This is a genomic window from Marinoscillum sp., from assembly GCF_965229915.1.
Taxonomy (GTDB): Bacteria; Bacteroidota; Bacteroidia; order Cytophagales; family Cyclobacteriaceae; genus Marinoscillum.
This window is the reverse complement of sequence record NZ_CBDDJZ010000001.1, coordinates 4,249,869-4,275,130: the sequence shown is the minus strand read 5'-3', so window position 1 is coordinate 4,275,130 and position 25,262 is coordinate 4,249,869. Positions and strand designations below refer to the sequence as shown.

At 45.6% G+C, this 25,262-nt stretch carries 14 protein-coding genes; 3 read left to right on the top strand and 11 right to left on the bottom strand.

Going from position 1 to position 25,262, the window contains the following annotated elements:
* Positions 1 to 60: 60 nt before the first annotated feature.
* Genes ACO067_RS18225 through ACO067_RS18215 form a run of 3 tightly spaced genes read right to left on the bottom strand, consistent with a single transcriptional unit; the run spans position 61 to position 4,469 of the window.
* Positions 61 to 2,580, bottom strand: coding sequence for a methyl-accepting chemotaxis protein (locus ACO067_RS18225; RefSeq protein WP_421876689.1), 2,520 nt, complete (start codon positions 2,578 to 2,580; stop codon positions 61 to 63).
* A gap of 21 nt (positions 2,581 to 2,601) precedes the next feature.
* The gene (locus tag ACO067_RS18220; RefSeq protein ID WP_421876687.1) at positions 2,602 to 3,957 is read right to left on the bottom strand and encodes a Gfo/Idh/MocA family protein; all 1,356 of its coding nucleotides are present in this window, start codon (positions 3,955 to 3,957) and stop codon (positions 2,602 to 2,604) included.
* Between the two features lie 26 nt (positions 3,958 to 3,983).
* Positions 3,984 to 4,469, bottom strand: a complete 486-nt coding sequence (locus ACO067_RS18215) for a hypothetical protein (protein ID WP_421876685.1) — start codon at positions 4,467 to 4,469, stop codon at positions 3,984 to 3,986.
* A 167-nt stretch (positions 4,470 to 4,636) separates the two neighbouring features.
* Here ACO067_RS18215 and ACO067_RS18210 point away from each other — a divergent pair, with 167 nt between their 5' ends.
* Positions 4,637 to 6,418, top strand: a complete 1,782-nt coding sequence (locus ACO067_RS18210) for a sodium:solute symporter family protein (protein ID WP_421876683.1) — start codon at positions 4,637 to 4,639, stop codon at positions 6,416 to 6,418.
* A 4-nt stretch (positions 6,419 to 6,422) separates the two neighbouring features.
* Positions 6,423 to 7,334, top strand: a complete 912-nt coding sequence (locus tag ACO067_RS18205) for a 1-phosphofructokinase family hexose kinase (protein WP_421876681.1) — start codon at positions 6,423 to 6,425, stop codon at positions 7,332 to 7,334.
* Between the two features lie 32 nt (positions 7,335 to 7,366).
* Here ACO067_RS18205 and uxuA read toward each other — a convergent pair whose 3' ends face one another.
* The 3 genes from uxuA to ACO067_RS18190 are packed head-to-tail and all read right to left on the bottom strand — an operon-like array spanning position 7,367 to position 10,666.
* Positions 7,367 to 8,557 (bottom strand): mannonate dehydratase, encoded by a 1,191-nt coding sequence (gene uxuA / locus ACO067_RS18200; RefSeq protein WP_421876678.1) that lies wholly within the window; start codon positions 8,555 to 8,557, stop codon positions 7,367 to 7,369.
* Between the two features lie 14 nt (positions 8,558 to 8,571).
* A complete protein-coding gene (locus tag ACO067_RS18195; RefSeq protein ID WP_421876676.1) occupies positions 8,572 to 9,396 on the bottom strand; it encodes an SDR family oxidoreductase in 825 nt (274 codons plus the stop codon).
* 52 nt (positions 9,397 to 9,448) lie between these two features.
* Entirely contained in the window at positions 9,449 to 10,666 is a 1,218-nt protein-coding gene (locus ACO067_RS18190) for a DUF4861 domain-containing protein (protein WP_421876674.1), read from the bottom strand.
* Positions 10,667 to 10,904: 238 nt separating this feature from the next.
* Between ACO067_RS18190 and ACO067_RS18185 the strand changes: the two genes are divergently transcribed.
* Positions 10,905 to 12,167, top strand: coding sequence for an IPT/TIG domain-containing protein (locus ACO067_RS18185; RefSeq protein WP_421876672.1), 1,263 nt, complete (start codon positions 10,905 to 10,907; stop codon positions 12,165 to 12,167).
* A 502-nt stretch (positions 12,168 to 12,669) separates the two neighbouring features.
* On the opposite strand, the gene ACO067_RS18180 is transcribed toward ACO067_RS18185, so the two are convergent.
* From ACO067_RS18180 to ACO067_RS18160, 5 genes are all read right to left on the bottom strand, one after another.
* Complete coding sequence (locus tag ACO067_RS18180) at positions 12,670 to 15,084, bottom strand: glycoside hydrolase family 2 protein (protein WP_421876670.1); 2,415 nt, start codon at positions 15,082 to 15,084, stop codon at positions 12,670 to 12,672.
* A 1-nt stretch (position 15,085) separates the two neighbouring features.
* On the bottom strand, positions 15,086 to 16,258 hold the full coding sequence (locus ACO067_RS18175) for a glycoside hydrolase family 88 protein (RefSeq protein ID WP_421876668.1): 1,173 nt from the start codon (positions 16,256 to 16,258) through the stop codon (positions 15,086 to 15,088).
* A 7-nt stretch (positions 16,259 to 16,265) separates the two neighbouring features.
* A complete protein-coding gene (locus tag ACO067_RS18170) occupies positions 16,266 to 17,852 on the bottom strand; it encodes a RagB/SusD family nutrient uptake outer membrane protein (RefSeq protein ID WP_421876666.1) in 1,587 nt (528 codons plus the stop codon).
* The gene (locus ACO067_RS18165) at positions 17,852 to 20,848 is read right to left on the bottom strand and encodes a SusC/RagA family TonB-linked outer membrane protein (protein WP_421876664.1); all 2,997 of its coding nucleotides are present in this window, start codon (positions 20,846 to 20,848) and stop codon (positions 17,852 to 17,854) included. Before ACO067_RS18165 ends, ACO067_RS18170 begins: the two co-directional genes overlap by 1 nt.
* Before the next feature lie 231 nt (positions 20,849 to 21,079).
* Positions 21,080 to 25,222 (bottom strand): two-component regulator propeller domain-containing protein, encoded by a 4,143-nt coding sequence (locus ACO067_RS18160; RefSeq protein ID WP_421876662.1) that lies wholly within the window; start codon positions 25,220 to 25,222, stop codon positions 21,080 to 21,082.
* Between the last annotated feature and the right edge of the window lie 40 nt (positions 25,223 to 25,262).

Genomic DNA, 25,262 nt, shown 5'->3' with positions numbered 1-25,262 from the left:
TAAAAAATGCCTGAGCAATTTCTTACTCAGGCATTAAAAAAACGTAGGTAAAAAACCCGACTATATATCAATAGTAATCTCTGAGTACTCCTTTCTGAGCTCGGAGATAAAATGTTCATCCTTCGCTTCAGATTCCTTCACCTCACTCTGGATGCCAAGCAATCCCCAATCATTGAACTCAGGAATCATCAGTGGTATTTTTCTGATAAACCAGTAACGGTCACTTCCTTTCATGGTGACTTTTTCCAGACTAATTGCGGGCTTCTGATTTTTAATAATCTCTAGCTCTGCATCCCAATACTTAGCAGCCGTGTCCCTATCAAAAAATGCAAAATCATCCTTACCAAGAATCTCCTCAACTTTCACTCCATAATCCTTTGCCACCGAATCATTGACCAGATAGAATACCCCATTAGGAGCTTTAACCTCCACCTTGTCCTTAAGCTCATTCAATATCATCCCGAACAATCTATTCTGCTCCTTGGCATTGTTCAAAGCTTTATCCGCCGCTTCACGCTCATTTGCTCGCATTTTATCGCGTTGTTCCTGATTAACCCTTTCGGCGTTCTTGATATCCGTGATATCCCTGGATATACCGAATGTACCTACAATTGCACCCTGCGAATCTCTCAGCGGCAGTTTGTTTATCAACAAATAGCGCACCGTACCATCACCCTGCCTGTCCTCCTCAACTCGATTGAGCAGTGCCTCACCGGTACTAATGATTGCTTTTTCCTGCTGGTCTGCCGCAGTATTTGATACTCCCTTCAACTCCGCTTCTGTCTTACCAATCAGCTGTTCGACAGACTCTTGATGAAACAACTCGTTCATGGAGCTACTTACACGAGTAAACCGCCCTTTAAGATCCTTAAAATAGATGTAGTCCGGCATATTCTCCAGTAATGAATCGAGCAATGCCTTCTCCTTTTCGAAAGCGTCTTTCATTTTAAAAATGACTTTATTCTCGATACTCTTATCGGATAGTTTCAACATGCTCACACCATCTTTAAACTGTTCGGCAATGGAAGTTAATCCACCTACCTTATCCTGATATACGGTCATGCCAGAAGACAGCTCATCTGCGGATGCTGCTACCTGCTCCGCTCCGGCAGCAGTCTGCTCGGCAATGACCACAATCCCCTCTGTTACCACCACCAAACTTTCCATATTGGTCATTTGATGGTGGGTCGCGTTTAAGATTTCCTGTGACAGCTTGAGTGTTTCTTTGGACGATTCAGAAATGGATTGAAAAGAAGTGGATGCTAAAACCACTTTATCCTGTCCCTTGCTGACACTAGAGCTCATTTGGTTCATGGCCTCCAGGGCAAGGGCAGTATCCGATTGCACATCTTTTACCAGCTCCTCTATTTCTTTAACTGATTTTTTGGAGTCATCGGCCAACTTACGTATCTCCTCGGCCACTACTGCAAAGCCCCTTCCGGCATCTCCTGCTTGTGCCGCCTCTATTGCCGCGTTGAGTGCCAGAAGATTTGTTTGTACGGCTATTTCTCTTATCAGATTAAGAACACCAGCAATCTGCTTGGCTCGCTTATCCAGCACCTCTATGGAGTTACTTGTCTTGGCAGCATAAGTCGAAATGTCACTTGTACTGGCAACCATATCCTGCATATCCTCCAAACCTTTCTCACTGATAGAAACACCTTCTTTGGCTGCTTTGTGAATCGATTCGGAATGCTCACCCATTTGGATCACAGCTGTTCGTATTTGATCTATCAGAGCAGAAGCTTCATCTATTTTAAGCACCTGATCACGTGCTCCATTGCTCATCTGCCCAATTGACGTAGCAATCTCATTGGTGCTTGATGTCATTTCCTGGACGGTGTTATTCATCTCTGTGGCTGAGTCATCGATGGTATGAGCATTGAGAGCTACCTGAGCCAATAGCCCATCTATGTTATCCAATGCTCTGTTGAGATTCTGTGACATGTGAAAGATGGATCCACCTGTATCCTCCGTATATCGCTGAGTTAAATCCCCATTGGCCATGGCATTGACAATATGATTAAGTGGCTTAATGGACTGCCCATAAGAATCCAGCAACTCATTTACTGAATGCGCCAATTGGCCCCACTGACCATCCTTACCATCCAGCGTTACCCGACGATCCAGCATGCCATTGATGCGTGCTTCTGCCAACACTTCCAGCAACTCCTCAACAATATCATTGAGATACTGATCATGTTCATTTTCAACTCTAGTCCGGGATTCTAGTTGTTTCATCCACATCAGCCAAATGTTCCTATCCGACTCACTTAGTGATCGCTCTTCAACAGCTGTGCTACCATCACCCGATAACAATCCGTGCAAGGCAGATGAGGACGCTACAGGATGTAAGATCATATAGTTGACCCCTATCAGCAGAGAAACTCCTATTACCAACAGACCTACTGCCGCTGAAACCCATCCCATATCCATACCTACAAAGCAGCAAATCAATACGAGCCACCAACAAAAAAGCATCACTCTAAAGGTGATGCTCAATGTTCTAACCAATCGAAAAACTAATCCAGCTCCTCCTAGTAAAAGGATCAATCCAATGAAAACTATACTCCAATCCATAGCTGTAAGAATTAAAATCAATCAATACCTGTCATCAAACCCGAATATCGGTTCTCGACTCATCCATCTACCTCTAGTGAAATCCGGAAACTGCACTGGCTCACTACCATCAGCTATTGACTGCTCAGAAAGGCAGGTTACCGCTGCCCAGGATGCTGCGTCGTAGACATCCATTGGCATAGGTTCATTTCTCTTTAGTGCTTCCACAAAAGCGTGAATCACAAAGAAATCCATACCACCATGACCAGCTCCTTCAGTATCTGATTCATATTTCTTCCAAAGTGGATGGTCGTATCTCTTCATATATTCTACATCACTTTCCCACTCATGAGCTGGACTTTTCCCTTCTATGTGGATACCATCATTTACATCCATCCAAACACCCTTGGTTCCCTGCACCCTGAAACCAAGCGAATATGGACGTGGTAGATTGGTATCATGAGTCAGCACGATCGTTTCTCCCTGCGCACATTTGATGACCGTCGTTACCACATCTCCAAGTTTGAACTCCACATCTGCATTTGGATGTCCTTTACCTCCCTGCGGATGATTGATAATGTAATCATGAAGACCTCTTGATTTCGATGCTGTTGAAGTCAGGTAAACAAATCGGTTTCCCCGATTATTGTTGATGTAATTAGCCACAGGACCTAAACCATGTGTTGGATACAGGTCTCCATTTCTATTAACAGAGTGCCCTGTGCGCCACTTAGCCTCACTGTAAGCTTTCTCTCCGAACTCTACCCCTCCGCCATATAACTGCTGGCCGTTATTAAACTTCACCTGGCGCAGATCGTGTTGATATCCTCCTTGCAGGTGAATAAGCTCTCCAAACAAATCCTGCCTTACCATATTCAACACAGCCATTACATCCCTACGATAGGCCACATTTTCTAAAATCATAAATGGGGTGCCTGTTTTTTCATAGGCATTTACCAGCGCCCAACACTCCTGTATGTCAAATGCTCCTGCCACTTCTAAACCCACGGCTTTCTTAGCCTCCATGGCATCAATAGCCATAGGTGTGTGCCAAACCCATGGAGTGGAAATGATCACAGCATCTACATCATCTCTCCTAAGCAATTCCTGGTAGGCGTATGGTCCTGACCCAAACATTGCCGGTTTCTTCATACCAGCATCCTGAACCATCTGGGCCGCATTGGACAATCGCTCCTGATCAATATCACAAACTGCAGTTACGATAATATCCTTTCTCCTTAATGTTAAACCAAGCTGACCAGTACCTCTTGCTCCTACACCTATAAACCCAATGCGGATTTTATCCACTGATTTTCCAATTCCAAATGTAAAAGAAGGGCTAGCCATTGCTAATGTCACCCCTGCTGCTGTTTTTAATACAAAATCTCTTCTATCCATTATCTATCGTTAATTCTTCATTCACTTTACCCTAAAAACCATGATAACCCAAACCCCAAATTGCCATAACCTATGGAGATACCACTTGAGCCGGAATCATCAGATTTTGAATACCGGACCATCCCCATGTTTGCCGTAATAGCAAGCTTATCTGTGGCGAAGAATAATAGAGATGGACTGATGGAGGATTCCCATATAGTAAGCTCGGTCGGTTCTGAAATATGACGATAAAGCACCTGGCCTTTCAGAGAAAAAGAAACCCTTTCGTTTATTTCAATGAATTTTTCCACCATAGGCCCTATTGCTAATTGTGAAGATGAGTTGTCTGTATCCTTCTCATCATAACCCCCAACACCACCAGATAGACCAAGAGCTAATCCATCACCTACAAAGAATCCGACTGAGGGTGTCACAGAATATGAAGTATATGCATCAGTTGCATTAAAGCTGAGATCTCCGCTTACTAAAAAACCACCTTTTGTGAATTGAGACATTCCAGCCAATGGAATCATCAAACACGTAATTATTGCAAAACATTTCATTTGAGTATACCTTGGATAATTATCTATAGAGCCTTGAAATTAAAGTCTTAAGAAATAAAAACAAAGCAAATGAAATTATTATTATAATTTTATACCTTCGTTTTGCTAAATAATTACTTTCGTTACATTACTTAAATATGATACTATCTGCCCTTGATTGGTCATTTGTGATCGGTTTTTTCATCATCTCTCTGGGGATTGGCATCTGGACAGCCAGATCAGGCAACAAAGATGCAGATGATTATTTCACAGCTAGTGGAAAAATGCCTTGGTGGCTCCTTGGTGTGTCCATGGTAGCGACCACATTTTCTACAGACACTCCCAATCTGGTGACAGACATAGTTCGTCAAAATGGAGTATCTGGTAACTGGGCCTGGTGGGCTTTCCTACTGACCGGAATGCTCACTGTATTTGTCTATGCCAGGCTATGGAAAAAATCCGGAGTAGTCACTGATGTAGAATTTTACGAACTTAGATACAGTGGAAAAATAGCACGTTTCCTGCGGGGATTCAGGGCAATCTATCTTGGCCTACTATTTAATGTAATGATCATGGCTACTGTATCACTGGCGGCCATCAAGATTGGTGGTGTGCTTCTAGGCCTCACACCTTTACAAACGGTACTCATAGCAGGTACCGTCACCGTTATTTATAGCTCACTGGGAGGCCTGAAGGGTGTTTTAATTACTGATTTCCTTCAGTTTTTCCTATCGATAGGTGGCGCGTTTATCGCAGCTTATGTGGCCATTAACCACCCTAAAGTAAACGGCCTCAACAACCTGCTAACCCACGAAAACGTGGTGGATAAGCTGGACTTGTTCCCCTCTCCATCCGACCCTCAGGTTTTTATCATGATTTTCCTGATCCCACTGCTGGTGCAGTGGTGGTCTGTTTGGTACCCGGGTGCAGAACCTGGTGGTGGCGGATACATCGCTCAGCGGATGTTTGCGGCCAAAAATGAGGACCATTCCATCAAGGCCGTGCTGTTCTTCAATGCAGCGCACTACGCCCTCAGACCATGGCCATGGATCATTGTAGCACTTGCTTCCCTTATTGTATTTCCTGATCTGGACAGCTTTAGAACGGCCTTCCCTGATGCCGGAAACATCATCAATCATGACCTGGGTTATCCAGCCATGCTTACGTTCATTCCCTCTGGCTTACTGGGGCTAGTGGTCACTTCCCTCATTGCCGCCTATATGTCTACCATCTCTACCCACCTCAACTGGGGCGCATCGTACATTGTGAATGATTTCTACAAAAGGTTTATGAAACCGGAAGCTTCACAAAAAGAAATGCTCACCGTAGGGAGGGTAATTACTGTGGTACTGATGGTTTTCACCATGATCTTTGCACTACTACTAGACAATGCACTTGGGGCATTTCAGATCTTGCTTCAAATTGGTGCGGGAACCGGACTGATTTTTATTTTAAGATGGTTTTGGTGGCGGATCAACGCAGCCAGCGAGCTAGCAGCAATGATCATCAGCTTTTTAGTCGCTATATATTTTGGACTGGTACACGAACCACTGGGCTTTGAGCCGATGGCTGACTGGATGCAACTGGTGATCGGCGTGGGCATTACTACCATTACTTGGATAACGGTGAGTTACGTGACCTCACCTACCAGTATGGACACCATGGTAAAATTCATCAACCAGGTAAATCCTGGCGGACCTGGCTGGAAATCCATTATCAATCAGGCAAAATCACAGGGTTATGAGCTTACCGCAAAACAAGCATCGTGGAAAGTACCTGTGGGAATCCTGTGCATGATTGCCGGCACCATCGGCATTTACTCCTTCCTTATGGGCACGGGCCTCTTTATATACGGCCAAACGCTAAATGCCTCCATCTTGATGATCGTAGCAGCCCTGTCTGTGGTTGCTTTAATGAAACTATGGCCTAAACTGAGTTAAAAATATGGACCACCACATTTTAGTAGTCTGCCCAAACCCGGCAGTAGACATTTATGCCTATATGCCCCAATTTGAAGTAGGTGTACCCAATAGAATTAGTGAAGAAAAACGCTATCCTGGAGGCAAAGGACTACACGTGGGTATGGCTCTGGCCGAACTTGGTTTTGACGTGACTATAGCTGGTTTTTGGGGTGGTGAAACTGGACAGTGGATTCAAAAAAAGGCCAACCACTATTATCCGAACATTAAATTCATTGGCCCTGAGCTGGAAGAGTGGACACGAAGCTGTTATACCTTTAAATCGGCCGGAGACTTTGACGATACTGAAATACTGGGAACAGGGCCGGTCATCTCGAAAAGCGATTATGAACTGTTTCTGGAAGCCATCGGGAAAGCATTACCCGAAGTACAATATGCCGCATTATCCGGCTCCTGGCCAAAAGGAGCACCGGAAAAAGGTTATGCCGAGGTTATAGGCCTGTGCCAGGAAGCCGATGTGCCGACTATGCTGGATTGTACCGGTGTGCAGCTGTCCAATGCGCTAGACATGCGGCCTACTGCCGTTCACCTAAACCGGAAAGAGATTACCGAGTTTTACCAGACTGATTTTGAAAGTGCTGGGAAGCGCATCCTGAGCAACTGTGAGATAGCTGCCATTACCGATGGCTCAAAAGGACTACAGCTATTATCAGGGCAACACACCTACCACAGCCTGGCAAAAATCGATAAGGTAATAAGCACAATCGGCTCAGGAGACTGCCTTACTGCGGGTGTAGTAGCTGGCTTAGTTCAAAATATGGAATTGCAACAAGTCTCAAACCTAGGTGCTGCCTGCGGAGCGGCAAATTGCCTGAGAGAAGATTTGGGCATGTTGTATAAAAAGCATGTAGAGGAGTTGATGAGTGAGCTAAACTGACAAAACGGAGGGCTCTGACCCTCCCCTTGTTTTTAACTATCAAAATTTGCTGACCTTCGGATCCCTAACTCCAGACCCCTCAATTCAGCCAGGCCCCTCAAGCGGCCAATAGCCGAATAGCCCGGGTTGGTCTGCTTGTCCAAATCATCCAGCATCTGGTGTCCATGATCCGGACGCATCGGCATTTTATGAATAATTCCCTTCCTTACTCTTCGCTCCTGCTCCTCAACAAGTGCTTTCATTACGCCATACATGTCCACATCTCCATCGAGGTGATCAGCTTCGTAGAAATTACCACTGGCATCTCTTTTGGTAGCACGTAAGTGGATAAAGTTCACTTTATGTCCCAATCGTTGTACCATACCTACCAGGTCATTGTCTGCCCTTACTCCATACGAACCCGTACAGAAACACAATCCATTATGAAAGCTGTCATAGCTTTTGAGCAGCTTCATGGCATCAGCTTCTGTGCTCACTACCCGAGGCAATCCTAAAATAGGAAACGGTGGGTCGTCCGGATGAATAGTCATCAATACCCCAGCCTCTTCCGCTGTTGGGATGATCGCTTTTAGAAAAGCATACAAATTTTCCCGCAAACCCTTGTCGCCTACCTCGCCATAAGTGTCCAACACCGTCTGAAACTGCTCTAGGGTATAGCCTTCTTCGGCTCCTGGTAATCCAGCTATGATGTTGCTAACCAATAAGTCCTTTTGGTCGCTACTCATGGACTTGAAAACGCGCTCTGCCTGTGAGAGTTGGTCTTGACTATATGCTTCAGCCGCTCCCGGGCGTTTCAACAGAAATAGCTCAAAGACTGCAAACTGTGCAGCATCGAACCTCAAAGCCTTGGATCCATCTGAGAGTTCGTAGGCCAGATCAGTTCGTGTCCAGTCCAATACGGGCATGAAGTTGTAGCAAACCGTATCTATGCCGCATTTCCCCAGATTGCGAATGCTCTCTTTGTAGTTTTCTATGTACTTCCAGTAGTTGCCAGACCGTTTCTTTATATCCTCATGCACCGGAATGCTTTCCACTACGCTCCAGGTCAGCCCAGCAGCTTCAACCTCTGCTTTTCGTTTGTTGATTTCCTCTACTGACCAGATTTCTCCATTTGGCACATGATGCAGTGCAGTGACAATCCCTGTTGCACCAGCCATTCGGATGTGTGCCAGAGGTACTGGATCCTTCGGTCCATACCATCTCCATGTTTGCTCTAATCCCATTTTTACCCCGTTAATTATACACCGCTATACGCACTAAATCCTCCATCTATTGGAACTACGATTCCAGTTACGAATGAAGTTGCAGGATCACAAAGCCAAAGTAAGGTGCTATTGAGATCTTCGGGCTTTCCATATCTACCCATCGGCGTTTGACTGATAATTTTATTCCCTCTTTCCGTCATGGAACCATCTTCTTTAGTCAATAAGCTGCGATTTTGATCCGTGAGAAAAAACCCGGGAGCCAGTGCATTTACTCTGATTCCTACCTTGGCGAAGTGTACGGCCAACCATTGAGTGAAATTACTCACAGCAGCTTTAGCCCCACTGTATGCCGGAATTTTGGTCAAAGGGGTAAAAGCATTCATGGAGGAGATATTAATAATCGAGCAGTCATCTTTACCAATCATGTCTTTGCTAAAGACCTGAGTAGGTATGAGCGTACCAAGGAAATTCAGATTGAAAACAAACTCAACCCCCTCATGATCTAAATCGAAAAAGGACGTTAAATCTGCTTTATCAAGCTGGTCAGGACTAAAATGCTCCATGGAAGTGGTGCCTTTGGGATGGTTACCACCAGCACCATTGATTAAGATTTCACAAGGCCCTAACTCCTTGAGTACCTCTCGATGCGCCGCCTCCAGGGCTTCTTTATCTAAAACATTAGCAGCCACACCGATAGCAGTTCCTCCTGCAGAATTGATTTCAGCAGCCAGGTTATCAGCTGCTTCTTTCTTCAAATCCAGCACGGCGACTTTCGCTCCATTTTTGGCTAATGTCTTAGCCAACTCCCCACAGAGGATACCCCCTCCGCCAGTAACTACTGCTACTTTATTCGTCATTGTATTCATAATTAGGTCTTTTCTGGAAATCCCAATTTATAATGTAAGTTTTTTACTGAATCGAAATGAAAATATCTGTACTCAATTCTTGAGCTTCTTGCTTCAGAGCAGCTAAAAACGCCTCCTCATTTTTGAACTTGGCATTTTCAAGCTCCCAGCCTGCTACAAAATGAAACTTATACTGACCCGTTTCATCAGTCTGCAACAACGCAGTATAAGTATCTGAAACATCTCCACCGTTCATGCTATCAGCATTATCAAAGCCGATAAAGTGTTCTTCTGACACCAGAAGGCCCATTCCCAGCACATCGTTGTTTTCACTCTGCACACCATGGGTGTATAGTATCTGATAGTCTCCTTCCCGGCTCTCTTTCTTCATCAGCTTTTTAAGGTTCACAATACCCGTAACCAACGTATCACCTCCGCTGGAAGACAGCTTCACCGTGGACTGAAATGATCGTTTTCCTGCCCAAATAGAAATCTGCTCTGTCACGTCATAGCTCGCTCCAGAGATATCCCAACCAGAGTACCTTAACTCAAAAACCGACCTCACCGGTCCTTCAGCAATCACGCTGTATGATGCGGTACCAGTCTCTCCTAACCGAAATAATGTATCATTTTTCAGGATAGCCAAGGCACCTGAACCAAGAGAATTACCTACTTTGAGCACGTCCATTCCCCAGTCATCTAGCTCATGATAGTTCTCAGACAAGCCAATTTGATCTGCATAAAGCTGAGTTTTGGTTTTACCAAAAATGTCCTTCCCATTTCTGCTATCGAAATAGCTACGAAATGCCACCAAATCACTCTCCCATCCAGGTCCCTCGTATTGGTATAAGTATGGTAGACTCTGAGCTACGTGACCTTCCGGCCGTAAGGCCTGATCCTGTTCGGAAAACTGCCCATTCCTCTCCGGGCTTACACCCAGGTAAACTTGGGTTTTCTGTTCATACTCAGGCTTGGCATCAGTCATCTCCATTTTCAAATGAGTAGCAGAATTCGGAGCAATATCCACTTCAAAGACCACTTCATCCCACTGGCCATCGTCATCCAGGTCATCAAACTGAACCGGCACTTCCCTTCCTTCATAGAGTAGCTTGAAGTACTGACCCTCTGTTGAAGCAATATCCTCTCTGGATAGTATTACACGCTTTGCTGAAACGTCAAAGGCCTCATTACTGGTGATGACCAATGCCACTTCTTTTGGCTGGCAGGAGGCAAGTGCTACCACAGCACCTATAGTTAGTATGATGTGATTAGATGTCTTCATCGCTGTTTAATTGTTTGAAATTATTCTGTGTAATATATACACACTTTAGCTAAAAACATACTCTTTAACACAATTGTCCACCTAATCCGTACGATTTTTCACCTTGTCTAAAATGATCCATTAATCTCTAGAAACCTCACATTTTCAATTGTACTCCCTTACCCCACTGCCGGATAATCAGGGTGGTTAATGTGCCTAACTATGCAGTGTCACGATTATACAACTAACAAAAATGAACATGCAAACATCAAAACTAAAACACAGTGTAGGCCTCATCTGCCTAATGGTCTTTCTGGCTGCTAACCTGATAGGGTGCAGTGAAGATGAAGGTGGGAATGAACCACGCATTCCTGTAGTCCTTTCATTCAGTCCTGAAAGTGGAGAACCGGGCGATAATGTAACCATCACCGGTACCGATCTGGATGGAGCCACTGCGGTAACGATAGGTGATGCAGAAGCTACCATCGTTTCTAACTCGTCCACTGAAGTAGTAGCCACAGTACCTGAAGGGGCTTCTACCGGCAAGGTATCTGTTCGAACAGAGGGTGGTTTGGGACAAAGTACCAATGATTTCACGGTGATCGTAGTAGGTGCGGTGTCCGTTTCAGCGGTATCGCCTGTCTCTGGACAAGTAGGTGATAACATCACTATCACCGGAACTGACATGGCTACTGTATCCTCCCTAAAAGTAGGGGACGTAGAGGCAACCATAGTAGGAACCACGGCTGAGACAGTAGAGTTTACCATCCCTGATGGTGCAGAAGTGGGTGCGAGCACCCTCACCATCGTCAATGAAGGTGGCACTACGACTACTTCTACAGATGCTGTGGCGTTTTATGTATTTAAAACCAATGCTGACCTTATCATGACTTTTGATGGAGAGCAAACGGGGATTTTCACCGGATCACCAGACCCGGAAGAATCAACGATTTATGGCACATCTGATGACGCTACCGTACAGTCTGAAGCCCAGGCGCTTCCTACGGCTATAGATGGCAACTTCTTTCAGTTTGAAGGCTACAGCACAGCGGACATTTCAGGAAACTATGCCACCATCGTTCAGAACTCCTCTGCACTGCCGGCAGGGACCTATGCAGAGTTTCTAGCTGGGGCATCTGAAAACGACATCTATTTCAATATACAAATTCATGTAGGCGAGCTTCCTGCTGATTATGATGATGCTTTATTTGGTTTAAGGATCAGGTTTGATGGTGACGATTATGAGTTTGTCCCGACACCAACCGAACTAACAGACCTGGGCTTTTCACCTGATGAAAACGGCTGGTGGAACCTCTCCATCCCTGCAGCGCTATTCGATGATGATGCAGCGCTTGGCACTTTCGCCTTCACGGACATGCAAAGAATAGGTGTGGCTGTGCGAAGAAACTACGGCTCTGGTGGTACTGCTGGCGCACAGGTAACCGAAGCTGATGGCGGTGTATTCTATTCTCAAAGCATAGATAACGTAATACTCACCGTCGGTGGACCTTACAGTTATTGATCATTGGCTTTTTCCAAAGTAGAAAGGCGGGGCAGCAATGTCCTGCTTTTTTTGTGTTCAAGTTCTTCTTCAGATTGGTTGTGCCTGGTTCTCCTTATTTACGCATGTTTCGGTCTAGATTCAGTTTGTAACTGAATCTAATATTGAATAGGAGTTTCTGGTAAGCGTCCTGGAAAGATTTTTTTTAAAATGACCGTTCAGTTTCAAAACATCTCCTTTCCTCTTTATAATCACAACTTTCAATTCTCTTTGGAGTATAGCAGGTTTAGACAAATCCAGAAAAATGGTTTTTCCCATGCTTTTAAACGCATATTATATACAGATTTAAGTTCTAGTGGGATAATAGTAGTTTATAACCTTTGACCATTAAACCTACTGCAGCATGTTACAAACAACCACTTATTTGACGGTTTCAGTTACAAACTGAAACCAGGACGCAAAAAAAACCGACCCTATCAAGGGCCGGCTTTCATGATATATGAAGAAGTATATGTATTATCTTTTAAGGTGTGGTGTTTAGCCTTATTTCCAGAAACGTGCCTTTGAAACTTTGATTGAATACTGTGATGGAAAGCTTGCTGGCCCCCTCTGCGGGCACCACTTCTATGGATGCTTGACCATTGGCCATCGCTATCACTGAGCTACCGTTCGGTGTACCCTGGTTCTCGATCAGTTTCCCACCTGCCAGGCACTGGAAATATACCTTTTCTTCATAGTCTAAAACCCGCTGCTTATTCGCATCCAGTGCTGTAGCCGATACCAAATAGTGACCATTATCCAGCAGCTGGTAGCTCAGAGATAGCTCTTCCGGACTTCCGGCTTTGGAGTAGGTATAGTTCACTGTGAGCTGGTCTTGTGCCACTTCATTTCCCTCTTTATCATAGCCCGTTACTTTTAGCTTATTGGCTCCCTCTATAAAATAGACATCCCAGTTGAGCCCACAGGCTGGAAACTGCTCCAAGCTGCGCTGCTTCCTACCAAGACTTTGACCATTGAGGTAGAGCTCCGCAGCAGCGGCATTGCTGTAAACACTTACATTCCTGGCCAATTCCTCCGGGCCGGAGCGCTCTGTCCAGGTGTGCGACTCAATGTAGACAAACGGCTGATCTGACCAGTAACTCTTAAAGACATAGTAGGCATCTTTTGGGTTTCCAGCACGGTCTTGAAGCCCTTTTTGGTTCATATATGGAATGTCGTTTTCTGGTCTTAATGGTGTGCCAAAATCCCGAAAAGCCCACTGTGCATTGCCAATAAAATCAGGGTGACGCTCTGAGATACGCAAGTGCCAATCAAATAGATCTACGATGTAATTTTCACTCCAATCTCCATTTTGTGCAATATTAGCCACTGCTACTTGGTTGATTGGCTCTTCCCACTCGTTGGGGTTAAGCTCTCCATCTCCTGTGATAGGGCTTTCTGTATGACGCCCGACATGGGACGACCCGCCGTATTCCATATGAATGAAATGGTCGTATTTATCCAGAGATTTGTTGAGCGCCTTCTCATAATTTTTGTAGGTCCCAGAGTACCATCCTGACCAGATAGATGGGCTAAACACGTCGACAATACCTGCTCCTTCGTAATACTTACGGATAGAAGTCTTTCTGTAAGGATCAAGCTCGTGCGCAAGGTCATTCAGCTCTGTGAGAAATTCATTGATCCGCTCAGGGTCGTCCCCATTTTCAAACTCTGGCAACCAGTATACTTCATTGCCTAGTGACCACAAGATCACACTAGGATGGTTGTAGTCCTGATCAATCATCTCTGTTAACAGCCGCTTGGTGTTGGCCTTCCACACCTCATCACCAACGCCGCCCCGGCACCAGGGCAGTTCGTCCCATACGAGGATACCGAGCTCATCACAGGCCTTGTAAACCTCCGGGTCTTGTGGGTAGTGTCCCAAGCGCACAAAATTGGCACCCATATCTTTAATCGCCTTCATGTCTGCCCAATGCATCTTATTAGGCAACGCTGCACCAAGACCTGCAAACTCTTCGTGCCGATGTGTGCCTCTAAGCAATAAACGTCGGCCATTGAGGTAAAATGGGCCATGTTTTTTGAACTCAATCCAACGATAGCCATATCGGTCAGACACCTGATCTTTCACTTTTTTCCCATCCAATAAAGCTACCTGCACTGCGTACAATTGTGGGTTATTTACATCCCAAAGTGCAGGATTGTCTTCTGTAAAGTTAAAAGTGGCTTGCCCGTCTTCTACAGCCACTGCTTTGGAAAACACCACCTTCCCGGACGGATCTTGTACCCGCAGGCTTACACTATGTGACCTGGCACTGATTCCATCCAGCTCCACCAGGACCCGGGTTTTGCCCTCTGAAGCACTCACCTCAGGAGTGGAGATAGTCACATCTTCAATAAATGTACTGGAAACGGTCTTTAACCAAAGGTCTCGTGTGATCCCTCCAAAGAGGAAAAAATCCGACTGGTTTGACGGAATGAGTTGTTTATTGTAGCTGTTGTCTACACGGATGAGGATGTCATTTGCACCTTTTCTGGCCTGATCGGTAATTTCTATTTCAAAGCCAACATAGCCACCGACATGCCCTCCTGCTTCCTGACCATTGACATAGACTTTTGTGACCATATTGGAGCCTTCGAAGTATAAGAAATAGCGCTTACCCTCTGTTTGTTGAATGCTAACTGACTTGCGATACCAGCTGGCGTTTCTTCGGTAACCAGGTACTACATCTGTGGCGTCCTGAGCATTCCAGGTGTGAGGAAGATCTACGTTTATCCACCCCTCGTCAGACAATGCCCCGTCAGGATGAATGTAATCCTTTTCAAGGTACTGCCATGACTCATTGATATTTATCAACCGCTCCTGTGACTGTCCGCTTAATACCTGTAACAGCATCAGGCACACCACCAGCCAGTATGATCTTCCAATCGCTTTTCTCATGTTATTTATTTTCCTTTTGTCTTACGAGTGCTTCTAAAAAATAGTAATCAGCATAGCTGATCGGGACATCTATCTCATCATCCTTTGGCCTATTGCCCGTGCTATGATCTAAAATAAACACGTCTCTATCACCGACCTGATCATGCAGGTAGCTCGTCTGTAGTGTGCTCAATATCTGATCGGCCTTATCAATCATCTCCCTATCCTTAGTATACTCAGCCAGCTCATACAATGCAGACGCAGTGATAGCCGCAGCAGATGCATCCTTTGGCTTATCAGGATTCGGATCATGATAATCCCATGCAGGAATCAGGTCATCCTCAGGCAGTTCGCTAAAGATGTAGTCATAAATTTTCACAGCCTGATCCAGGAATTTTTGCTCGCCTGTAAACCGATAAGACATAGTGAACCCGTACAATCCCCATGCCTGTCCACGTGCCCATGATGACTCATCAGTGTACCCCTGATGCGTGTATTTACCCCCTACCTCGCCTGTATCTGGGTTGTAGTCCAGTACATGGTAGGAGCTATTGTCCTCTCTAAAATGATTCTCTAAAGTGGTCATAGCATGTGTATACGCCATGTTATGAAAAGTAGAATCACCGGATAGCTGCGTGGCTTTGAACAGCAATTCCAGATTCATCATGTTGTCAATAATGACAGGAAAATCCCAAATATCCTGATTGAAATCCCATGATCGTGTACAGCCAACCTCAGGATCAAAGCGACCACTAAGGGTCCTGGCTGTGTGGATCATTACTGCTTTATAGGCATCATTGCCAGTGTGCTCCAAGGCATGGCCATAGCTACAGTTGATCTTAAAACCTGTATCGTGTGTATGGTCATCATACTGCTCAGGCTCCAGCTTTACGGTCCACTGCTCCGCAGCGTTTTTGAACCGCTCGTCACCCGACAGTTCATAAATATACCAAAGTGAACCTGGGAAAAAGCCACTGGTCCAGTCACGGGTTTTCACCTCACGCACCGTACCATCAGGCTCCAGGCAGCGTGGCAGACCAGCATCCATGGGATAGCGCAGCATGGATTCTACTCGTTCACTGAGTTCTTGACTTTCCAGTAATTTGGAGGATGCATCAGGTGCATCCTCCGTCTTTTCCTGCTGCTGGCAGGCCAATGTAGCAATAGCCATCAAGGCTACTAGTAGTTGTCTCATTTAGAATTTAGTAATGTGAATTTTGATCCAAATTGTCGTTTCTGTCTACATCATTTTGGAACTTAGGAAACAAGTAATCTCTTGAGGGGTCAAATGCCTGCTGCTCCAATCCTGAAGCGCCAAAGGCCTCCACTCCCAACTCTCTTCTTTTGATATCGAACCATCGCACACCCTCGAATGCCAGCTCCAACCTTCTATCATCCAAAACCATATCCCTGAAGTCACTCTGACTCATACCCGCTGTAACATTAGCAGGGAATGTTCGGTCATTTGCAGGGTCTGCATCCAGCTCTCTTCTGGCTCTTCTCCTCACGTCATTCACATATCCTTCAGCCTCAGCATTAGGGCCACCATTCACTTCATTGAGTGCCTCGGCGGCTGTGAGTAGCACTTCCGCATACCGCATCACCGGAAAGTCAATCTCAGAGTCTCTGCCGTTCAACCCTGAAGCTGCCCCTGACTGGCCCAACGCTCTGAAAAACTTAGCAATGTGTGGCCTGGCTACATTGAGGGGAATATCTCCCCACTCGGTATATGGCGTATCTTCACCCAAATACGTCATCAGAGTATCGAAGCTCACACTTTTTCTATAGTCCCGTGCATCCCAGGTGTTATAAACGGCAATGGTAGGAACCGCCACACTCCAGCCTTCTCCAAAAGCAAATCGTTCATCCTTTCTGGGGCCTGTCACAGATGCCAGGTAATCTGTAGAGGGATTGCTACCGCCAATGGCTGTGGCCGCATCATTGCCCGAAAAGTCCACTTCAAAAAGCACTTCACGTGAGCTCTCGACAATAGACGGGTCAAACAGATCCGCAAACTCTCCCTCCAATGCATACTGAAATGTTCCTGCATTGTCAATCACGTACTTAGCCTGGTCATATGACTCCTGATAGTTGCCCAGTGTGAGATGAACAGAAGCCAGAAAACCTGCCGCAGTACCTTTACCTGGCCTCCAGCGTGCTGAAGGCACATCTGGCAGCCACTGTCTGGCAAACTCGAGATCTTCGATGATTCCGGCATAGCTATCCTCTACGGGATTTTGTGGCAAGGAATAGGCTAGTTCTGGGTTAGAGAAAGCCTCATCAATGTAAGGTATTTCACCAAACAACCTCACAAAATAATAGTGAATAAATGCCCTCAAAAAACGACCTTCGGCCACAACAGGGTTCAGGTCTTCTGGTTTGGCGTCTACATTTTGAGCGCCTTCCAGCGCGTAGTTGATGGCTGCAAGTGCCTGGTACCCTTTGGGCCAGAATTCACTAACCATGCCGTTGTTGGAGGACATATTCATCTGATCCACCTCTATCCTGCGTGCTGCAGTTGTCTGGTCACCTATGCTCACCATATCACTCCTAAGCATCAAACTCAGGCTCAGTTTTCTTCCCCAAAATGCTTCATGCTCAATGGAAGAATACGCTCCATAAACGCCTATAAGCACATCATCGGGGGTTTTAAAGAATCCCTCTGGAGATAGCAGACCTACCGGATCCTCTTCCAGGTCTTCACATGACATGCTGAACAGCATGCACATTGCAAAAAGTGTTGATAGTAAATATGATCGATTCATGATATTTCTTTTAGATTGTTTCATTACAGTCCGAGGTTAAGTCCGAAAGTGAATGTGCGTACGTTTGGATATCCAGCATAATCAAGACCGCTCGTTGAGCTGCCATTGCGATAGCTTACTTCAGGATCCAAACCAGGGTAATCTGTAATTGTCAATAGGTTCTGGGCACTGGCATATACTCTTAAAGACCTGATATGTACCTTGTCCAGGAAATTTCCGGGGAAGGTATAGCCCAACACGATGTTTTTCAACCTCACATAGCTGCCATCATACACCCATCTGGAAGATACCTTGTAGGTACGCCCACTAGATGCCATTGGGATGTCCGTATTAGGATTCTCGGGCGTCCAAGCACGCAGTGCTACTCTTGATGCATTTGCCTTGCCCGAAAGAGTTTCCAGCTCCATCTGAGTGAAGCTCATCATGTCATTGCCGTGAGAGCCCTGAAAGAAAACATTCAGATCAAATCCTTTGTACTTGAAGGTGTTGTTTAGTGCCCAGATAAAATCCGGATTTGGGTCTCCAATGATCACACGATCTTCATTGCTCAACTCACCATCTGGCCCTCCATCGGCTCCACTTACATCTTTAAACTTCTCCCCGCCAGGAACCTGCTCAAAACCAGAGCCTGGCAGTATCTCATCACCTACCTGGTAGATGCCATCGTACTGGTAGCCGTAGAATGCCCCAATGGGCTGCCCTTCAACTAACACATTGGTAATTCCCAAAAGCATGTGCCCTGGACCATTGCTGCGGTACTCTACTGAGTCTGGTAGTTCCAGAATCCTGTTCCTGTTGGCAGAGATATTAAAGTTGGTCTCCCATTTAAAATCGCCTACCAGGTTATTGGAGTTCAGCGAAAATTCAAATCCCTTGTTCTCAATCGCACCAACGTTCTGGTATTGATCATCCACACCTATGTAACTAGGCAACTCACGTCTAAATAATAGATCGTTGGTGGTTTTTTTGTAATAATCCATGGTGATATTGACCCTACCTTTGATCAACCCAATGTCTGTACCTATGTTGAACTGTGAGGTAGTTTCCCATGTGAGATAGCTATTGGAGAGCTCCGTTGGCCCCAAGGCGTTCAATCCTGCTGTAGGTGGGTTGAATGGCGACAGCCTTGCTAAAGACTGATAGGACCCGATGGCCTGATTTCCTACCTCTCCGTAGCTCACCCGTAGTTTCAACTGATCTATGGCACTCACACCTTGCATAAAGCTCTCTTCCTTCACATTCCAGGCGAAGGCCCCTGATGGGAAAAATGCCCATTTGTTGTTCTTCGAGAAATTGGACGCACCATCCTGCCTAGCCGTGAAAGTGAAGTTATAGCGATCCATCAACGAATAATTGAAGCGGGTATAGTACGATTTGATAATTGACTGACCATAGCCTGATGATGGCGTACCCGGTTCAGAACCCTGCACCAGGGCCCAGAACCTGCCGGCATCATTGATGAAACCAGATGACGAAGTGGACCAGCCTTCACCTGCATTTTTCTGGTAAGAGTATCCATTTACCCAAACGAAATTGTGAATACCGAAAGTCTTGCTGATGGTGAAGTAGTTTTCACTTAAGAGTGAAGTAGATTTATCAGAACTAAGACTGGCAAAACCATTGGAACCAGCTCCCCGGATGAGCGTAGTAGGCCAGAACTCACCATCTCGTGAGTTAGTGATACCTATACCAAGTGTGGTTTTGAAAGACAACCAGTCGGTTATACTCAGTTCGGCAAAGGTATTGGTCTGAAACCGATCGGTGACCCGTTCACGGTCATACTCGGTGGCCATGGCAAAGGGGTTATCTATCTGGTCACCCACCTGTGCTACTGTAAATGACCCATCCTCATTATATATACCCAGGTCCGGATTGAAGCGCATAGCAGCACCTACCACACCTGCCTGGCCTGATCCACCGCTTCCTTCCTGTGTTCTGATACCTGACTCGGTACTTCTTCTACCATAGAGATTCACACCCACTTTCAGGTAGTCAGTAGCTTTAATGTCCACGTTGGAGTTGAACGAATACCGCTTATAATCTGAGCCTATCACCACCCCGTCCTGATCGAAAAGTGTACCGGAGATGTAAAAGCGAACGGCATCTGTACCCCCACTTAAAGACAACTGGTTATTTGAAATAAAACCCTGACGGTAAATCTCATCCTGCCAGTCGGTATTGGCCCCCAGATACTGATAGTTTGGAGAGAAGTTCTGAATATAAGTGGCAAACTCCTGACCATTGAGAAGGTCTAGTTTGTTGGTCGTGTTCTGTACAGAGTAGGAGCTATTGAAGTCTACCTTCATCTGGCCGCTCTTACCTTTTTTGGTGGTGATGAGAATAACACCATTAGAACCCCTGGACCCATAAATGGCTGTAGCTGAAGCATCCTTGAGTATCTCTATTGACTCGATATCCTGTGGCGGTGGCATCTCAGCCCCTACAAACCCATCTACCACCCTGATCGGCTCTGAAGATGAATTAATGGAGTTGGTACCCCGCACCCTAATGCTATAGTTGACCCCAGGCTGACCTCCGTTATTAGCGGAAATTTGTACACCCGCAGCCCTACCTTGCAGCGTTTGCACTGCCGAAAGAGCTGGAAATGCATCGATATCCTCTGCCTTAATAGAAGCTACTGAACCTGTAAGGTCGCTTTTTTTCATGGCACCATAGCCCACTACTACCACTTCTTCCAAAGACTGGATGTCCACATCCATGGCCACACGCAGCGTGGTTTGGCTACCTACACTTACTTTTTTCTGAGTGAAGCCAATGAAGCTAAAGACCAACACTGCATCACTAGATGGGACAGACAAACTGAAGTTGCCATTCATATCGGTAATGGTCCCCTGCTGAGATCCCTCAATCAGCACCGATACTCCAGGCAAGCCCTCTCCGTCTTCTGAAGAGGTGACCGTACCCGTCACTGTCTTGCCCTGCCCGAGAGCCCAGAAAGTAACCAACATCAATACCATGAACATCAGAGTCCGATAGTATTTAGTCTGTGTAAAATTCATTTTCATCATTTTTTGGTTTTTGTTAGAATAGGTATATCATCAGTAGCACCATAAAGACTATAACCAGTCCCAGGGCTACTTCAATAAAACTGACTTTTTGTTTCACAATTTTCATGTCATTAAACTCAAGGTCAATCTTACGGACATGGCCCGTTACAATAATCCAGAAGTGGGTATACAGAAGTACTAAAAAGTGAGAATGCGCCTTATAAAGGCATGTTTAGGGGAATTTTAGTCCTCAACTATGGAAAATTTTCCGGCATATTCAGAAGGTGTACTCCCATGATACTTCTGAAAGCACTTGCTGAAGTACTTGGGATTGTTGAACCCCACCTGATAGCTCACTTCTGAGATGGTTACTTTGTTCTGCTCCAGTATCTGTGCTGCCCGCTTCATACGCATGGAGTGGATAAATTCATTGGGGGTCAAATTAGTCCAGGCTTTCACCTTGGTAAAAAGCATGGTACGACTTACCCCGAGCTCTGAACTGAATAGCTGGATATTGAAAAACTCATTGGAGATATTTTCCTCTACAATCGCTAACGCGCGTTTCAGCAATTTCTCATCTATAGAAGAAACGGTGATCTCTGCCGGCTTCACAATGGATTCATCCGAAAACTTGTCACGCATCTTATGAAAGGTATTGATCAGGTTTCGAGCTTTCAGCTTCAGTTCCTTTACATTGAAGGGCTTATTGATGTACTCGTCAGCACCGGACTCCAACCCTTCGAATTTAAAGATGAGAGAGGTGCGGGCTGTCAGTAAAATGAAGGGGATGTGGGAGGTTTTCAAGTTGGATTTGGCCTGATAGCAGAACTCAATACCGTCCATTTTTGGCATCATCACATCACTGATTACCAGATCGGGAACAATCTGAACAGCCTTTTTGAAGCCCTCCATGCCATTTGCAGCCTCCTCTACCCTATAGCTATCCCTGAATACATCCACGATAAACTTACGCACGGGATCATTGTCTTCAACCACGAGAATACACGGTAAGCTTTCGTCGGCCATCGCTAGTTGAGTTTGGTCTTTCTCAGATTCCTCCATCTCAGGCCGATTGATTTCATGGTAGGTAGACAGATCTTCACTATCTTTAAAGTCTCTAATGCGCTGATCATCCGTCAGGTGTGCGTCTCCTTGAGGCAAACAAATCGTAAATGTGGTGCCAATTCCCTTTTTGCTTTCCACAGCGATGCTCCCTGAGTGCATTTCTACCACGCTCCTGGCAATGGCCAGCCCGATACCTGTCCCCTTCTGATGCTTATGTTTGGGGCTAGCCATTGTGTCTTGCACTTCATAGAACCGATCAAATATCCGGTCGATGTGTTCCTGATCCAGTCCAATACCCGTATCGGAGATGGTGCATTTCATCTGACCAGCTTCCTGCCATACCTTCACCCTTATCTCCCCACTTTCCGGGGTGTATTTAAAGGCGTTGGAGATGAGGTTGTAAAACACACGCTCCATTTTATCCCGATCATACCACACGACTATCGATTCATCAACTTTCTCCAGTTCATAGGTAATGTTGTGAATCTTAGCATACTGCTTAAATGAAAGAAAAATCTCTTCCACAAACTTTACCACATTGCCTTCGCCTGCCTGCAGCTTCTCATGCTGGTTTTCAAACTTGCGGAAGTCCAGTAGCTGGTTGACAAGTTTCAGCAACCGTACGGAGTTTTTCTCCATTACTTTCAGCTGTTTGTAGACTTTATTGCTGCCCCTATACTCCTGCAGGATCTGCTCTAGTGGCCCCAGGATCAAAGTAAGAGGAGTCCTAAACTCGTGCGAAATGTTGGTAAAAAACCGCAACTTCATCTGGTGAATAGACTGCTGGCGCTCATGCTCCAGGTGCTCCAGTTCCAACTGATGACGCAGCCTGGAACGGCTGAGGATAATAGAGGTCAACAGATAAAGTGAGACAATAACAATAACCATGTAGATAACAAACGCCCACCAGGTACGCCATGGCGCGGGGTTTACAGTGATCTGTAGGCTGGTGATTTCGTCTGACCAGATACCGTCATTGTTGGCACCCTTGACTTCAAATGTGTAGGTGCCCGGTCGCTGGATAGTGTAGGTGGCAGTAGTCTTTGACGTGATATTCCAATGATCCTCCAAACCAGAAAGCCGATATTGATAGCGATTTTTGTCGGGGTTGATAAAGTTGGGGATGGCAAACTCTATCGAAAAAATGGCCTGATCATAGTCCAGGGTTAACCGGTCAGTCTCAATGATCGATTTGCTCAAAATACCATCTTCTGCGCCTACTTTCACTGATTGGTTGTACACTTTGAAATCGGTAATGACTGTATTGGGGGCATAGTGGTTGGTCTTAATATTTTGTGGATAGAAGGCTGTAAGCCCTTGCGGTCCTCCAAAGTACATCCTCCCGTCGCTGCTTTTGTAGCTGGAGTTATTGTTAAACTCATTGGAGACCAGTCCATCAGACTGGTCAAAGGTCAGTTTGGAACTATCAGTGAGATTGACCCGAGTTATGCCATGATTAGAGCTGACCCACAAGTTGTGGTCCTCATCTTCTAAAATTCCATGCACCACGTTGCTCACTCCTTGGCTGGCATCAAACAACTGATAGCTGACAAACTTGCGTTCCATGGGGTCATACAAGCTCAATCCAGACTCATAGGTACCCACCCAAATGCGCTCCTGTCCGTCCTCATATATCACTAAAATATCCTCTCCTGACTTTTTCTGATCATCATAGAAATACCGCTCAAATTCATAATTTCCGTTACTGATATCCTCGGCATGAAGCAGATTCAAACCATATTGGGTTCCTACCCAAAGATTGCCCTGTCCATCTCTGCAGATCAGACGTACCTGATTGTCACTAATGCCGGTGGGCTCATTGATGTCATGCTGAAAGATTCTTAACTGCTGCGTGTTCTGATTGAATAGATGAAGGCCTCCTCCAAAAGTCCCTATCCACATAAGGGAGTCGTTTTCTCTTAATATGGCGTAGACACTATTGTGAACTAAACCGTTTTGTGTGCTGTAGTGTGTGGTGAACTTACCTGTCCGGGTATTATAAATGTCAATACCTCGACTCAAAGTGCCTACCCACAAATCCTGATGATCCAGAAATAGTGCCTTAATGTTGTTATTGGAAAGGCCGCTATTATCAGTGCTAAGGGATGATACTTTTCCGGTTGAGGGGTTTAAAAAATTAATACCACCCCCTTCAGTACCAATATAAACCTGCCCATTACTACCCTCCACCACAGAGCTCACCACATCATAGCTCAACCCATTGCCAGAAGGTCGGTGTTCGTAGTTGGTGAAATTCCCGTTGGTTTCATCCAGCATATTGATGCCGCCATAGTAAACCCCTACCCACAATGTGCCCTTCCTGTCCATGAAAGTAGACTTAATCGTATTTTTACTCAGACTATGTGGGATATTGGGATCGTTGGTAATGCGAGTAAACTCCCCTTCTATACTCATTTTGTTGAGGCCGTTGTAAGTCCCTACCCAAAGTGTCCCATCCTGGTCAAAAGTAAGCGACCGGACATCATTGTGACTGATAGTGCTTTCATTGGCCTCACCATGGAGAAACCTGGTGAAGCGATTGGCCTCCTGATCATACTTGTGCAGCCCTCCTCTGGTACCAAGCCAGAGATTGCCTTGTTCATCTTCGTTGATCACTTGCACAAAATTGTTGTGTAAAGCGTTAGGATTATCCACCTCGGCATAGTACCGCTCAAACTTAAAGCCATCTTCGCCACGGGAAATAAGCCTATTGAGTCCGTTGGAAGTCCCGACCCATATTTGGCCCCCACTATCCTGAAACACCTCCACAGCATAGTTTTTACTAAGGCTTTCAGGATCATTGGGGTTATTGACAATCCGCTGAAACTGACCGTCTTTATAGACGTTCACCCCTCCACCAGTACCTACCCAAAGCTCCCCATTGGTCGTCTGACAGAGTGTCCAAACGCTATTGTTGGCCAGAGACTTAGGGTCATTTTTGCTATTAAAAAATTGATAAAATCTCCCCTCGCTGTAGCAGTAGCGGTTTAATCCATTGTAGGTACCAATCCACAAATCCCCCTGATCATCCACCAATACATCCAGCACATCATTATTAGAAATAGTGGTGGAATCCTTTGGGTCGTTTCTGTAAACAGTAAAATTCTTACCATCATAGATGTTTAGTCCGTCCCGGGTGCCAAACCACAGCAGCCCCTTATCATCCTGAGCCATGGAAATAACCGACCCCTGGGACAGTCCATCACCAGTGGATAGGTGACGAAAATGAAAGCGTTGCTGGGCTGTGACAGAGCTAAAACTGATGGCCCAAAGCAACATCCACCATGGTTTGGATCCGGCAAATCCTCTCTTCTTCATCATTTATTGGGGTTGGGATTTCTAAGATAACATAATCATCACA

Coding starts and splice junctions, on each gene's coding strand:
- ACO067_RS18225 (WP_421876689.1), bottom strand. CDS start 2,580: ATGGATTGGAGTATAGTTTTCATTGGATTGATCCTTTTACTAGGAGGA.
- ACO067_RS18220 (WP_421876687.1), bottom strand. CDS start 3,957: ATGGATAGAAGAGATTTTGTATTAAAAACAGCAGCAGGGGTGACATTA.
- ACO067_RS18215 (WP_421876685.1), bottom strand. CDS start 4,469: ATGATTCCATTGGCTGGAATGTCTCAATTCACAAAAGGTGGTTTTTTA.
- ACO067_RS18210 (WP_421876683.1), top strand. CDS start 4,637: ATGATACTATCTGCCCTTGATTGGTCATTTGTGATCGGTTTTTTCATC.
- ACO067_RS18205 (WP_421876681.1), top strand. CDS start 6,423: ATGGACCACCACATTTTAGTAGTCTGCCCAAACCCGGCAGTAGACATT.
- uxuA (WP_421876678.1), bottom strand. CDS start 8,557: ATGGGATTAGAGCAAACATGGAGATGGTATGGACCGAAGGATCCAGTA.
- ACO067_RS18195 (WP_421876676.1), bottom strand. CDS start 9,396: ATGACGAATAAAGTAGCAGTAGTTACTGGCGGAGGGGGTATCCTCTGT.
- ACO067_RS18190 (WP_421876674.1), bottom strand. CDS start 10,666: ATGAAGACATCTAATCACATCATACTAACTATAGGTGCTGTGGTAGCA.
- ACO067_RS18185 (WP_421876672.1), top strand. CDS start 10,905: ATGCAAACATCAAAACTAAAACACAGTGTAGGCCTCATCTGCCTAATG.
- ACO067_RS18180 (WP_421876670.1), bottom strand. CDS start 15,084: ATGAGAAAAGCGATTGGAAGATCATACTGGCTGGTGGTGTGCCTGATG.
- ACO067_RS18175 (WP_421876668.1), bottom strand. CDS start 16,258: ATGAGACAACTACTAGTAGCCTTGATGGCTATTGCTACATTGGCCTGC.
- ACO067_RS18170 (WP_421876666.1), bottom strand. CDS start 17,852: ATGAAACAATCTAAAAGAAATATCATGAATCGATCATATTTACTATCA.
- ACO067_RS18165 (WP_421876664.1), bottom strand. CDS start 20,848: ATGAATTTTACACAGACTAAATACTATCGGACTCTGATGTTCATGGTA.
- ACO067_RS18160 (WP_421876662.1), bottom strand. CDS start 25,222: ATGATGAAGAAGAGAGGATTTGCCGGATCCAAACCATGGTGGATGTTG.